Genomic DNA, 12,282 nt, shown 5'->3' on the forward strand with positions numbered 1-12,282 from the left:
GCTGTTAGCGGCCGGTCGGGCGCTGCTGCTGCGCCGGCTGCTGCTGCTGCGGCAGCGGCGTGACGCTGACCGACGGAACCTGCGAGTTGAGGGCGGTCAGCACGTCGGCGGTGACGTCGATGCCGTTGGCACGCGCGAGGGTGGCGTTGACGTCAACCGCGACATTGGCGCCGCGGGTGGTCATCACCTGGTTGATGATCGGACCGAGGCGGGCGTCGATCTGCTGGCGGACGTGAGCCTGAGTCGACTGGAGGTTCTGCTGCAGTCGGCCGAGCTCCTGGTTGGCGGTCTGCTGCGACTGCTGCCAGCGCTGGACGCGCTGCTGAAGCGCTGCCGGCGGGCTGGTGCGCTGCGCCTGAGGAAGGGCTTGAATGGCCGCTTCGATCGCCTGACCTTCGGTCTGGATCGGGCCGGCGAGCGCCTGCTGGCGCGACTGCAGGGCATTGGCCTGCGTCTGCAGCTGGGCGACGGCCGTGCGGCAGGCGGTGCACTCGGTGTAGATGCGGTCGGTGTCGACCACGGCCACGACCGCCGCAGGCAGGCGGTTCTGGGCGGCGGCGGGTGCAGCGACAGCAGCCGCGGCAAGAAGGCCGAGAACGATCTTGTTGGTCATCAGAATGCAGTCCCTACGTTGAATTGGAAGAGCTTGGGATCGTCGCCGTCCTGCGTCAGCAGGGCCTTGGCGATGTCGATGCGGAGCGGGCCGAAGGGCGAGGTCCAGTTGACGCCGATGCCGACGGAAAGGCGCGGCTTGGCGCTGTTGCCGAGGAATTCCTCGCGATAGCCTGGAGAGAAGCTGAGGGTCGTATTGGTCGGCGCGGTCGCGCAATTCGTCTGCGTCTGGCCGGCCGTCAGCACCTGCGGCGCCGGGGCCGCCGTCGTGGTGTTGGTGGGAATGTAGTAGCAGACACCCGGCAGGTTGGTCAGCGTCGGCGACTTGAGCTTGAACAGCGAGCCCACGTCGACGAAGGCCGACGGCCTCAGGCCGAGGCTTCGGGCACCGGCGCCGAGCGGGATCTCGAGCTCGAGCCGGCCCATGTAATAGGCGCGACCGCCGAGCGCGTCGGTGATCTGGCCCCTCTCCTCGAGCGTGCTTCCGTCACCGGTGTAGTTGGTGCGCCGGATGCGAGGACCGATGCCACGGATATCGAACCCGCGGAGCTGGGGCGTGAAGAAGCGGTCCGAGATGCGGATCGGGTCGAGATCGGCGCGGCGGGCGTCCTGGAGCGGGTGGATGTATCCGCCCTCGGCTCGCGCCGACAGGATAAAGCCGGCGCCGAGGCCCCAATATTTGGTCGCTTCGGCGCGCTGGCGGACGTAGCGCACGTCGCCACCGAGACCGGCGAAATCCTGACTGAAGGACAGGCGCTGACCGCGCGAGGCGCGGATGCCGTTGGTGTTGTCGAAGATCAGGCTGTAGCCGAGCAGCGAGGTGGTGCGCTTGCCGAGCTCGTCGCAGAGATACTGGCCGGCCTTGGCCGGATCGCAGACGCCATTGGTGTAGAAGGTGCCGCGATCGAGCGTGATGTCATCGAGGTTCAGCGTGTAACGCGTGCCGAAATTGATGAATTCGTTGATCGGGAAGCCGAGCGACAGGCCACCACCGGTCCGCGCCTGGCTGTAGGTCCGGTTCCGCTCTTCGCCGACGAAGTTGAAGCTGTTGAAGTCCTGCCGGTAGAGCTGGCCGCCAAGCAGGATCTGCTTGTCGAACAGATAGGGCTCGGTGAAGCCGAGCTGGACCGACTTCGAATAGCGGGAGTAGTTCACGCCGGCCGAGAGCGACTGTCCCATGCCGCGGAAATTGTTCTGCTCGACGCTGACCGCGAGGATGAAGCGCTCGAGGCTCGAATAGCCGGCGGACAGCTGGAGCTGCCCGGTCGGCTTCTCCTCGACCTCGACGTTGAGCGCGACGCGGTCGGGAGCGACCTGCTCCTGCTTGATTTCCAGCTTTTCCTGAAAGTAGCCGAGGCTCTGGATGCGGTCCTGGCTGCGCTTCACCTTGACCGCGTTGAAGGCATCGCCCTCGTTGACGCGGAACTCGCGGCGGATGACCTTGTCGCGGGTGCCGGTGTTGCCCGACACGTTGATGCGGTCGACATAGGTGCGCGGCGTTTCACCGACACGGAAGGTGATGCCCATCGTGCGGGTTGCGGCATCCCGCTCGTAGGCGGGGTCGATCTCGGTGAAGGCATAGCCGATGATGCCGGCGGCCTCGTTGAGGCGCGTGACCGCATCCTCGATCGCCTTTGCGTTGAACCAGTCGCCCTTCTTGACTCCCGCCAGGCTGACGATCGTATCGGGCTTCAGGTCGCGCAGTTCGGATTCCGCGGCGATGTCGCCGAACTTGTAGCGCTCGCCTTCCTCGACGACGTAGGTGATGACGAAGTCGCGCCGGTCGGGCGTCAGTTCGGCAAGCGCGGAGACGACGCGGAAGTCGGCATAGCCCTGCGTCAGGTAGAAGGCGCGAAGCTTCTGCTGGTCGGCGGCAAGGCGGTCCGGATCGTAGGTGTCGTTCGACTTGAGGAAGCCGAGCAGTCCACCCGACTCGCGGGTGTACATTTCCTTGCGGAGCTTGCCGTCGTCGAACTGCTCGTTGCCGATGATGTTGATCGCGCGAACCTTGGACAGGTCGCCTTCGCTGATCTCGAACACGAGGTCGACGCGGTTCTGGTCGAGGTTGACGACCTTCGGCTCGACGCGGGCGCCGAAGCGGCCCTGGCGCTTGTAGAGCTCGATGATGCGCTCGACGTCGGAACGGACCTTGGAGCGGGTGAAGATCTGCCGCGGCGCAAGCCGGATCTCGGGCAGGATTTTGTCGTCCTTCAGGCGGCGATTGCCTTCGAGCACGATGCGGTTGATGACCGGATTTTCGCGGATCTCGATGACGAGGTTGCCGGTGTCGGCACCGGTGATCTGCACGTCCGCGAACAGTTCGGTCGCCAGCAGCGCCTTCAGGGCCTCGTCGAGCACTTCGGCGTCATAGGCCTGACCGGGCTGGAGCTGCGAATAGGAGCGGACCGTTTCCGCCTCGAGGCGCTGGGCGCCGCGCACCGCGATGGAGCGGACGACCCGCTGCGGTTGCGGAGCCGGAGTGGCGACCGGCGCAGCTTGCGGCGCAGCGACCGGCGCAGCTTGCGGCGCGGCGGGCGCCGGCTGCGTGCTGACCGGGGCGGGCTGCGTGGCCGCCGGCGCCGTCTGCGCGAGGGCCGGAGCGGACCAGCCGCCGATGATGGTACCAAGCAGCAGTGCCGCGCGGGTTCGTTGAATCAAAGCCTTGTCGCCTTCTGAACTCACGTAATCGTTCCCCGCATCCTCAGGTGACGAAATGCAGCGGCGCCTGAGACCGCCGGCGCCCCGCCTGCTCCTAGCGGCGGCGCCCTGCCCCGCCAACCTTGTTTAATCAAGCCGAGCTTAGCCCAGCATGTCCCCAAGCCTCTGCCAAAGCCCCACCTGCGTGAGATCGTTGACCGTCGCCACCAGCATCAGGGTCATGAGGGCGGCAAGCCCGCCGCGAAACAGCCACTCCTGCGCCTGGGCTCCAAGCGGACGGCGGCGTGCTGCCTCCACCGCGTAAAGCGCCAGATGTCCCCCGTCGAGCATGGGGACTGGCAGCAAATTGATGAACCCGAGGTTTATCGAGAAGAAGGCGAGCAATTGCACGAACTCGAACCAGCCGATGCTGGCGACCTGCCCGGCGACCTGCGCCATCTTGATCGGCCCGCCAAGCTCCTCGATCGGGCGGCGGCCGGTGATGATCTGCCACAGGCCGAGCGCGGTTTTCTCGATGGTCGCGGCGGTGATGCGGACGGCCTCGGGAAGGAGTTCAGCGGCGGGCACGGGTTCGAACACCCGGTTCGTGGTGGCGATCCCCAGCCGACCGATCCGGTAGGTCTGTCCGAAGCGGTCGCTCTCCGTCACCGTCGCGAGGCGGGTGGGAACGGCAAAGCGCCTGCCCTCGCGCTCGACGACGAGGACGATCTCCTCACCGGGGCGAAGGCGGCTGTAATCGGCAAGATCGTCGAACCGGTCGACCGTGCGGCCGTCGACGGCGACGATCCGGTCGTTCTCGATCAGCCCGGCAGAAGCGGCGGGCGAGCCCGCGAGCACGCCGCCGACCACCGCCGGAGTCCTCGGCGCGCCGTTCCAGGCGAGAAAGGCGGCGAAGATGAGGATTGCGAGGAGGAAATTGGCGATCGGGCCGGCCGCGACGACGAGAGCCCGCTGCCAGACGGGCTTCGCATGAAAGCTCTTCGCGCGCAGCTCGGGCGAGAGCTTGTCGAGCCCCTGCCCCATGCTGGCCGGGTCCATGTCGCCGGTGAAGCGGACGTAGCCGCCGAGCGGAAGCCAGCCGACCTTCCAGCGCGTGCCGCGCTTGTCGGTCCAGCCGGCGACTTCGCGGCCGAAGCCGATCGAGAAGGTCTCGGCACCCACCCCGAACCAGCGGCCGACCAGATAGTGACCCAATTCATGGAAGAAGACGAGCGGCCCGATCGCTGCCAGGAAAGCCAGCAGGATGAACCAGATCGGCGGTGTCTCGAGCATCAGGCGGAAAGCTTCGCCAGGCGCTCGCGAGCGATCGCGCGGACCTCGGAATCGAGCGCCAGCACGTCAGGGATGGAAGAGGGCAGTGGCCGGTCCATGGCGTCGAGCATGGCTTCTACCAGAGCGGCGATGGCAGGAAAGCTGATTTGCGATGCACGGAAGGCTTCGACGGCTATCTCGTTCGCGGCGTTCAGCGTCAGCGGTGCCGCACCGCCCCGCTTCAGGGCCTCGCGTGCGAGGCGCAGCGCCGGGAAACGCACCGGATCGGGGGCTTCGAAGTCGAGCCGGGCCACTTCGATCAGGTCGAGCCGGCGTGCCTGCGTCGCCATCCGCCTGGGCCAGGCCAAGATATGGCCGATCGGCACCCGCATGTCGGGGCTCCCGAGCTGGGCGAGCATGGAGCCGTCGGCATATTCGACCAGGCTGTGGATCACCGACTGGCGGTGGACGATGATGTCGATGCGGCTTTCCGGCAACCCGAAGAGATGATGGGCTTCGATCAGCTCGAGGCCCTTGTTCATCATGGTCGCGCTGTCGACGCTGATCTTGGCGCCCATCGACCAATTGGGATGCGCGACCGCCTCGGCCGGGGTGACTCCGGCCATCTCGTCGAGCGTGAAGGCACGGAACGGACCGCCGCTGGCGGTCAGGATCAATCGTGCGACCTTGTCGCAATCCTGGCCCGCAAGGCATTGGAAGATAGCGTTATGTTCGCTGTCGATCGGAAGCAAGGTAGCGCCCGTGCGCTGGGCTTCCTCGATCATCAGGGCGCCTGCGGAGACGAGCGCTTCCTTGTTGGCGAGGCCGATCGTCCGGCCGGCGCGGACTGCGGCCATGACCGGTGCCAGCCCGGCGGTGCCGACGATGGCAGCGATGACGAGGTCGGCCGACACGGCCGCTTCGGCGAGCGCGGACTCTCCGGCAGCGGCCTGGATGTTGGTGCCGGACAAGGCTTCGCGCAGCATCTCCAGCCGGCTTTCGTCGGCGATGACGGCCAGACGGGCGCGGGTGCGGCGGGCGATGCCGGCAAGCTCGGCGACATTGCTGGCCGCGGTGACGGCAGCGACCTCGAACTGCTCCGGCGCGGCTTCGACCAGGTCGAGGGTCGAGGTGCCGATCGAACCGGTCGCGCCAAGGATGGCGATGCGCTTCATCAGCCGAGGCCCGCCATGACCCCAGCGGCCGTCAGCACCGCCACCGGCACCAGCCCGTCGAGCCGGTCGAACACGCCGCCATGGCCAGGCAGGATCCGCCCGCTGTCCTTGACTCCGGCCTGACGCTTCATCCAGCTTTCGAACAGGTCGCCAAGCGCGGCCGCGAAGGCGAAGAATGGCGCAAGCATGAGCCAGACCCAGTGCAGCCCCTGGTTGGCCGCCCAGATGCCGCCCAGCAACGTTGCGGCCACCAGCCCGCCGACTAGTCCCGAGATGGTCTTGTTCGGGCTGATCGTCGGAGCCAGCTTGGGGCCACCAAAGGTCCGTCCCGTAAAGAAGGCGCCGATGTCGGCGCTCCAGGTGACGATGAAGGTCCACAGCACCAGTTCGAAACCCTGGCTGCCGGCAGGCTCCCCTCCCCGCTCGCGCACCCAGAGCAGGGACAGGGCAGGAAGAAGGGCGAAGAAGAAGCCAGCGACGTGCCACTGGATGCCCCAGCCACGCACCATCTTCGCCCATTCATAGTAGATGGCCGTGGCGGCGACCGCGACGAGGATGGCGAAGGCGGTGCCTCCAAACCATTCGGCGGTGAGCGCCGTCAGGATCATCAGCACACCGGTGACGGTGCGCAAGGCGATTTCGCTCATCGACCGCCGAACCGCCGCTGCCGCCGGGCAAATTCGCCCAGTGCCGCGCTGAAGGCCGCCTCGTCGAAGTCGGGCCACAGCGTGTCGGTGAAGTGCAATTCGGCATAGGCCGCCTGCCACAGCAGGAAGTTGGACAGGCGAACCTCCCCGGAGGTGCGGATCAGAAGATCGAGCGGCGGCAGGTCGCGCGTGTGAAGCAAGCCTTCGAGCGCGCCGATGTCGATGCTGTCGGCTTCGATCTCTCCTGCGGCCGCCCGTCGGGCCAGCTCGCGGGCGGCCCCGGCCAGTTCGGCCTGGCTGCCGTAGTTGAGCGCCACGACCAGGGTCAGCCGGTCGTTGCCGGCGGTCTCCGCGACAGCCTGCTGCAGGCGATCGTAGAGCTCGTTGCCGAAGGCCGCGGGCTCGCCGATCAGCCTCAGGCGGACCTTTTCCTTCTGCAGCGTGCCGAGTTCGCGCTCCAGATAGAAGCGCATCAGTCCCTTGAGATCGCTGACCTCGTCTTCGGACCGGCGCCAGTTCTCGCTTGAGAAGGCGTAGAGGGTGAGGACCTCGACCCCGGCATCGACCGCCGCCTGCATGGTGCGGCGAACCGCCTCGGCGCCGGCGCGATGACCGGCGACCCGTGGAAGGCTGCGCCTGGACGCCCAGCGTCCGTTGCCGTCCATGATGATGGCGACATGGCGCGGGATGGCGCCTTGTCCTTCGACGACGCGCTCCTCGCTCTGGTCAGGGCGAACAACAGGTTCGGTCATGCCCTCACCTCGTTCGTGCCGAGCCAAGTCGAAGCACGTCTTGAGCCTGGCGGGAGCTCACTTGCCGAGGATTTCCTTCTCCTTGGCCGCGGCCGTCGCATCAATCTCCTTGATCGTGTCGTCGGTCAGCTTCTGCACTTCGGTCTCAAACCGCTTGCGCTCGTCCTCGCTGATCTCGTTCTTTTTCTCGTCCTGCTTGAGCCCGTCCATGCCGTCGCGGCGGACGTTGCGCACGGCGATTCGGGCCTTTTCGGCATATTGGCCGGCGAGCTTGGCAAGCTCCTTGCGGCGCTCCTCCGTCAGTTCGGGGATCGGCAATCGGATGACCTGCCCGTCGGTGATCGGGTTGATTCCGAGCCCGGCATTGCGGATCGCCTTCTCGACGGCGCTCAGGTTGGAGCGGTCCCACACCTGAACGCTGAGCAGCCGCGGCTCCGGCACGGAGACGGTCGCGACCTGGTTGATCGGCATGTTGGCGCCGTAGACGTCGACGTTGATCGTATCGAGCAAGGCCGTCGATGCGCGGCCGGTGCGAAGCCCGCCGAGGTCGTGCTTGAGCGCTTCCACCGCGCCGTGCATGCGGCGAGCGAGATCGGCCTTGTCATAGGCTGGCATAAGTCAGTTTCCCTCCTGGTCCTGAACGATCGTTGCAACGCCTTCCCCGGCCAGCACCTTGGCGAGATTGCCGGGCTGGCGGATGTTGAAGACGACGATCGGAATATCGTTGTCGCGGCACAGCGCGACCGCGGCCGCGTCCATGATCTTGAGGTCTTCGGCGAGCACCCGGTCGAAGCCGATGGTGTCGAAGCGCTTGGCGTCGGCGACCTTCTTGGGGTCGGCCGAATAGACGCCATCGACGCTGGTGCCCTTGAACAGCGCATTGCACTTCATCTCGGCAGCACGGAGCGCCGCACCCGTGTCGGTGGTGAAATAGGGCGAGCCGACGCCGGCCGCGAAGATGACGACGCGGCCCTTGGCAAGGTGGCGCTCGGCACGGCGGCGGATCACCGGCTCGCACACCTGGTCCATCTTGATCGCGCTCTGAACCCGCGTGTCGACGCCGAGCTGCTCGAGCGCATTCTGCATGGCGAGCGCGTTCATCACGGTCGCGAGCATGCCCATGTAATCGGCCTGGGCGCGGTCCATGCCCTTGGCTGCCCCGGCCATGCCGCGGAAGATGTTGCCGCCGCCGATGACGAGGCAAAGCTCGAAGCCGGCTTCCTTGGCGGCCTTCACCTCGGCAGCCATGGCGGCGACCGTGTCGGGATCGATCCCGAACTGTCCAGGCCCCATCAACGCCTCGCCCGACAGCTTCAGGAGGATGCGGTTGAAGCGGCGGGGCATGGGGCGTTCGGTCTCCAGCAAGCGAAACGGGGCGGAGGCGCTTCTATGCAGCCCCCGCCCCGTTGGGAAGTCTCTTCCTCCCTTCCCGCTTGCGGGAGGGGTCGGAGGAGAGTCTGTCAAGACAAGCCTTCCCCTCCCGCGAGCGGGAGGGGAAGGACTTACGCCACGCCGGCGGCGGCGGCGACTTCGGCGGCAAAGTCGCTCTGCTGCTTCTCGATACCCTCGCCGAGCTGGAAGCGGACGAAGTCCTTGACCGCAACCGAGCCGCCCGCCGCCTTAGCTTCCGCCGCGACGAAGTCCTGGACCGGGGTCTTGCCGTCGAACACCACCGCCTGGCTGAGCAGGGCGCTTTCCTTGCGGAACTTGTCGACCGGACCCTTGAGGATCTTCTCGGCGATGTCGGCCGGCTTGCCGGCGATCTTGTCGGCATTCTTCTCGCGGGCGATGGCCGCCTCGCGCTCGATGATCGCCGGATCAATGGCGTCGCCGGTCAGTGCCAGCGGCGCAGCCGCGGCGATGTGCATGGCGAGCTGCTTGCCGATGGCTTCCAGCTTGTCGGCCGGCGCATCGCCCTCGAGCGCGACCAGCACGCCGATCTTGCCCATGCCCGGAGCGGCGGCATTGTGGACGTAGCTGACGACCGCGCCCTGGCCGACGCTCAGGCTCTTCGCACGGCGCAGGTTCTGGTTCTCGCCGATGGTCGCGATATTCTCGGTGAGGGCTTCCTCGACCGACTTGCCGTTCGGCATGGCGGCCTTCTTCAGCGCCTCGACATCATCACCAGTGGTGAGCGCGAGATTGGTGACGTCGCGGACGAAGCCCTGGAACTGCTCGTTCTTGGCGACGAAGTCGGTTTCCGAGTTGACCTCGACGACCACGCCCTTCGTGCCCTGGACGGCGACTCCGACCAGGCCCTCGGCGGCGGTACGGCCGGCCTTCTTGCCCGCCGAAGCCAGGCCCTTGGCGCGCAGCCAGTCGATCGACGCTTCGATGTCGCCGTTGTTCTCGGCAAGCGCCTTCTTGCAGTCCATCATGCCGGCGCCCGAGCGCTCGCGCAGTTCCTTGACCAGTGCGGCCGTGATCTCAGCCATGTATCTTGTCCTTGCTTCTCCCCTCCCGCTTGCGGGAGGGGCCGGGGGAGGGAGTGTATGAGCAGAGGAGAGCGTCACCGCGGTGACAGGCCCTCCCCTTCGGCGCTTCGCGCCTCTTCCCCTCCCGCGAGCGGGAGGGGAAAATCGAGCTTACGCCTCGACGGCGGCTTCGACCGGCGGCTCGGCCATGGCGCCGATGTCGACACCCTGGCGCTGCGCATTGCCGGTCTTGCCGGCGGTCGCGGCTTCGGCGACGGCGTCGGCATAGAGACGAATGGCGCGGCTGGCGTCGTCGTTGCCCGGAACCGGGAAAGCGATGCCTTCCGGGTTCGAGTTCGAGTCGAGGATGGCGACGACCGGGATGCCGAGGACGTTGGCTTCCTTGATCGCCAGCTCTTCCTTGTTGGTGTCGATCACGAACATGACGTCCGGGAGGCCGCCCATGTCGCGAATTCCGCCAAGGCTCTTCTCGAGCTTGTCGCGCTCACGGGTGAGCTGCAGCACTTCCTTCTTGGTCAGGCCGGCGGTGTCACCCGACAGCTGCTCCTCGAGGCTCTTGAGGCGCTTGATCGAGTTGGAGATGGTCTTCCAGTTGGTCAGCATGCCGCCGAGCCAGCGATGGTTGACGAAGTGCTGGCCCGAACGGCCGGCAGCTTCGGCCACCGCATCCTGCGCCTGGCGCTTGGTGCCGACGAACAGCACCTTGCCGCCGCGGGCGACCGACTGCTGGACGAAGTCGAGGGCGCGGGCGAACAGCGGAACGCTCTGCGACAGGTCGATGATGTGAACGCCGTTGCGGTCGCCGAAGATGTACGGCTTCATCCGCGGGTTCCAGCGGTGGGTCTGGTGGCCGAAGTGGGCGCCAGCCTCGAGCAATTGCTGCATGGTGACGAGCGTGCTCGCCATAGGGATATCTCCTTCCGGTTGATCCTCTGGGAGGCGGGAACGAGCGCTTCCGTAGAAGCGCCGCACCGGGCTATGATGCCTCCCATGCGGGTTTGTCGCCGCGTCGGGCGCCCGGAAATGGTAGCGGAGGAGGGACTTGAACCCCCGACACGCGGATTATGATTCCGCTGCTCTAACCAGCTGAGCTACTCCGCCCCATGACAAGGGCGCCTTGACGGCGGGCGGGCCTATACGCGCCAGGTCGGACAGGGTCAACGCCAAGGAACCGCTTCTTCGGCACTTGTGTTTGGCTGGACGAAGGAGACCAACCAAGATGGACCCGCTGACCCCGCTGGATACCCTGTGCCGCATCATCCTGCGAGCGCGGGAATATGAAGCGCAGACGCCGAGCGACTATGACGAGGGCGAAGGCGCCGACAATGTCGACGATGACGACGAGGGTGCGCTGAGCGTCCTCGACGACGACCTCAACGACGGGGTCGAGGAAGAGCTTCGCGCGGCGATCGACGACCTTGCCGAAGACCAGCAGGCCGAGCTGCTCGCCTTCTGCTGGGTCGGCCAGGGCACCTACGAAGCCGCCGACTGGGACGAGGCGATCGCGGAGGCCAATGACGAGGTGGCGGCCGGCGGCGTGGTCGACCAGTTCCTCGAAATGCCGATGCTGGCGAGCGTGCTGGAGGCCGGCATGGCCGCGTTCGAGCTCAGCTGCGACGGGGTTGGCGACCTCAGCTAAGCGCGAAAGCTCCACCGGCCGAGGCGTTCCCAGGGGCCGCCGAGGTAACGGTGGAGCTCCAGCGCGGCGATCCTCAGCGGGCGCGGGCGGAAGTCCGCTTCGAGGTCGCGGAGCAGCGCTTTCGCAGCCGCAGGCTCGGCCTTGTTCATGATGGTGACGTGAGGACGCCAGCCCTGCCCGTCCTGCGCCGACAGCGAACCGTGGAAATGGTCGGCGACCTCGCGGCGCACGGCTTCGAGTTCGTCCGAGACGATGCGGTAGGCCACGCCCCGCCCGAGGTTCATCAGCCCCGCGACCGTGGCGCGCGGCGGCGGCCGGCGGGCAAGTTCGGACAGGAGGCGGGAAGCCTCGTGCTCGGCCGAGGGCGGAAGCGCGTGGAACATGGTGAGGTGCGCCGACAGCTGGTTGCGCTCCGGCGGGAAATAGGCACGGCGCTGGCCGTCGAGCCAGGCGAAATCCTCCGGGCCGAGGCCGGCGGTGACAATCAGCGCGCCGCTCACCGCGGCTCCTTCCCGGGCAGGTCGCTCACGCCCCGGGCCAATTGTCTTTCTGGAGTTCGGGCAGGGACCTGAAGCCCGCTTCGTCGAGATCGGTCGCCACCGCGCCTTCGTGCACGCCGGCGAAGCGCCAGTCCACCCGGCGGAAGGTCTCGCCAACCCCCGCCACGCCGCCCTGTGCGACGACGAGATAGCGAAGCTGGCCGCCCTTGCAGCTGAGCATGGCATCGACCGTGGTCCCGAGCGCCTCGCCGTCGCGTCCGGTGAGGCGCGATGCGGTGAGGCTGGAGGCCGGGAAGAGGTCCTCGCCCGGCGCCGCCGCACTCGCCTCGGCGGCCTTGCTGGCGCCCTCCTCCAGCTTCGCCTGCCGCCCCAGCCAGCGATAGACGCCGAACAGGTTGAGCAGCGTCATGACGGCATTGGTCCACATCAAAGCGGGCTGGTCGGTCAGAAAACCGGTGGTGAACCAGGCGATCGAACCGATCGTGAAAATGATGAAGCCGATGCCGGTGATCCGGCTGCCGAGATTCGATGCAGTGAAGCAGGCGGCGATGATGGTCGCGGCGGTCGCGACCCAGGAGGCAAGTTGATCCATGCAGGTGCAATGCGTGGGGCT

At 67.0% G+C, this 12,282-nt stretch carries 13 protein-coding genes and 1 tRNA gene; 1 reads left to right on the top strand and 13 read right to left on the bottom strand.

Annotated features, from left to right (window positions below; genetic code table 11):
• Window positions 1-4 precede the first annotated feature (4 nt).
• The 11 genes from JOY29_RS02615 to JOY29_RS02665 form a co-directional block, all read right to left on the bottom strand.
• Window positions 5-613, bottom strand: a complete 609-nt coding sequence (locus JOY29_RS02615) for an OmpH family outer membrane protein (RefSeq protein WP_300974648.1) — start codon at window positions 611-613, stop codon at window positions 5-7.
• A complete protein-coding gene (gene bamA, locus JOY29_RS02620; RefSeq protein ID WP_300974649.1) occupies window positions 613-3,270 on the bottom strand; it encodes an outer membrane protein assembly factor BamA in 2,658 nt (885 codons plus the stop codon). Before bamA ends, JOY29_RS02615 begins: the two co-directional genes overlap by 1 nt.
• A gap of 141 nt (window positions 3,271-3,411) precedes the next feature.
• On the bottom strand, window positions 3,412-4,542 hold the full coding sequence (locus JOY29_RS02625; RefSeq protein WP_300974650.1) for an RIP metalloprotease: 1,131 nt from the start codon (window positions 4,540-4,542) through the stop codon (window positions 3,412-3,414).
• On the bottom strand, window positions 4,542-5,696 hold the full coding sequence (locus JOY29_RS02630; protein ID WP_300974651.1) for a 1-deoxy-D-xylulose-5-phosphate reductoisomerase: 1,155 nt from the start codon (window positions 5,694-5,696) through the stop codon (window positions 4,542-4,544). The genes JOY29_RS02625 and JOY29_RS02630 overlap by 1 nt, the downstream gene beginning before the upstream one ends.
• Window positions 5,696-6,343 carry a phosphatidate cytidylyltransferase gene (locus JOY29_RS02635; RefSeq protein WP_300974652.1) on the bottom strand — a complete coding sequence of 216 codons (648 nt, stop codon included), beginning with the start codon at window positions 6,341-6,343 and terminating at the stop codon, window positions 5,696-5,698. The genes JOY29_RS02630 and JOY29_RS02635 overlap by 1 nt, the downstream gene beginning before the upstream one ends.
• Window positions 6,340-7,008, bottom strand: a complete 669-nt coding sequence (uppS, locus tag JOY29_RS02640) for a polyprenyl diphosphate synthase (RefSeq protein WP_300975463.1) — start codon at window positions 7,006-7,008, stop codon at window positions 6,340-6,342. The genes JOY29_RS02635 and uppS overlap by 4 nt, the downstream gene beginning before the upstream one ends.
• A 144-nt stretch (window positions 7,009-7,152) precedes the next feature.
• Window positions 7,153-7,710 carry a ribosome recycling factor gene (frr, locus tag JOY29_RS02645; RefSeq protein WP_300974653.1) on the bottom strand — a complete coding sequence of 186 codons (558 nt, stop codon included), beginning with the start codon at window positions 7,708-7,710 and terminating at the stop codon, window positions 7,153-7,155.
• 3 nt (window positions 7,711-7,713) lie between these two features.
• Window positions 7,714-8,439 (bottom strand): UMP kinase, encoded by a 726-nt coding sequence (pyrH, locus tag JOY29_RS02650; RefSeq protein WP_300974655.1) that lies wholly within the window; start codon window positions 8,437-8,439, stop codon window positions 7,714-7,716.
• Window positions 8,440-8,597: 158 nt separating this feature from the next.
• Entirely contained in the window at window positions 8,598-9,530 is a 933-nt protein-coding gene (gene tsf, locus JOY29_RS02655; protein WP_300974656.1) for a translation elongation factor Ts, read from the bottom strand.
• Between the two features lie 150 nt (window positions 9,531-9,680).
• Window positions 9,681-10,436 carry a 30S ribosomal protein S2 gene (gene rpsB / locus JOY29_RS02660; protein WP_300974658.1) on the bottom strand — a complete coding sequence of 252 codons (756 nt, stop codon included), beginning with the start codon at window positions 10,434-10,436 and terminating at the stop codon, window positions 9,681-9,683.
• A gap of 118 nt (window positions 10,437-10,554) precedes the next feature.
• Window positions 10,555-10,631 (bottom strand) — tRNA-Met (locus JOY29_RS02665).
• Window positions 10,632-10,749: 118 nt separating this feature from the next.
• Between JOY29_RS02665 and JOY29_RS02670 the strand changes: the two genes are divergently transcribed.
• Complete coding sequence (locus tag JOY29_RS02670) at window positions 10,750-11,169, top strand: DUF3775 domain-containing protein (protein WP_300974659.1); 420 nt, start codon at window positions 10,750-10,752, stop codon at window positions 11,167-11,169.
• On the opposite strand, the gene JOY29_RS02675 is transcribed toward JOY29_RS02670, so the two are convergent.
• A complete protein-coding gene (locus JOY29_RS02675) occupies window positions 11,166-11,669 on the bottom strand; it encodes a 2'-5' RNA ligase family protein (protein WP_300974660.1) in 504 nt (167 codons plus the stop codon). The two genes, JOY29_RS02670 and JOY29_RS02675, sit on opposite strands and share 4 nt — an antisense overlap.
• A 25-nt stretch (window positions 11,670-11,694) precedes the next feature.
• Window positions 11,695-12,261 carry a PRC-barrel domain-containing protein gene (locus tag JOY29_RS02680; RefSeq protein WP_300974661.1) on the bottom strand — a complete coding sequence of 189 codons (567 nt, stop codon included), beginning with the start codon at window positions 12,259-12,261 and terminating at the stop codon, window positions 11,695-11,697.
• Between the last annotated feature and the right edge of the window lie 21 nt (window positions 12,262-12,282).

Origin of the sequence: Sphingomonas sp. LHG3406-1 (genome assembly GCF_029637485.1) — a bacterium.
In the GTDB taxonomy this organism is placed as follows: Bacteria; Pseudomonadota; Alphaproteobacteria; order Sphingomonadales; family Sphingomonadaceae; genus Sphingomicrobium.

Coding starts and splice junctions, on each gene's coding strand:
- JOY29_RS02615 (WP_300974648.1), bottom strand. CDS start 613: ATGACCAACAAGATCGTTCTCGGCCTTCTTGCCGCGGCTGCTGTCGCT.
- JOY29_RS02625 (WP_300974650.1), bottom strand. CDS start 4,542: ATGCTCGAGACACCGCCGATCTGGTTCATCCTGCTGGCTTTCCTGGCA.
- JOY29_RS02630 (WP_300974651.1), bottom strand. CDS start 5,696: ATGAAGCGCATCGCCATCCTTGGCGCGACCGGTTCGATCGGCACCTCG.
- JOY29_RS02635 (WP_300974652.1), bottom strand. CDS start 6,343: ATGAGCGAAATCGCCTTGCGCACCGTCACCGGTGTGCTGATGATCCTG.
- uppS (WP_300975463.1), bottom strand. CDS start 7,008: ATGGACGGCAACGGACGCTGGGCGTCCAGGCGCAGCCTTCCACGGGTC.
- frr (WP_300974653.1), bottom strand. CDS start 7,710: ATGCCAGCCTATGACAAGGCCGATCTCGCTCGCCGCATGCACGGCGCG.
- pyrH (WP_300974655.1), bottom strand. CDS start 8,439: ATGCCCCGCCGCTTCAACCGCATCCTCCTGAAGCTGTCGGGCGAGGCG.
- tsf (WP_300974656.1), bottom strand. CDS start 9,530: ATGGCTGAGATCACGGCCGCACTGGTCAAGGAACTGCGCGAGCGCTCG.
- rpsB (WP_300974658.1), bottom strand. CDS start 10,436: ATGGCGAGCACGCTCGTCACCATGCAGCAATTGCTCGAGGCTGGCGCC.
- JOY29_RS02670 (WP_300974659.1), top strand. CDS start 10,750: ATGGACCCGCTGACCCCGCTGGATACCCTGTGCCGCATCATCCTGCGA.
- JOY29_RS02680 (WP_300974661.1), bottom strand. CDS start 12,261: ATGGATCAACTTGCCTCCTGGGTCGCGACCGCCGCGACCATCATCGCC.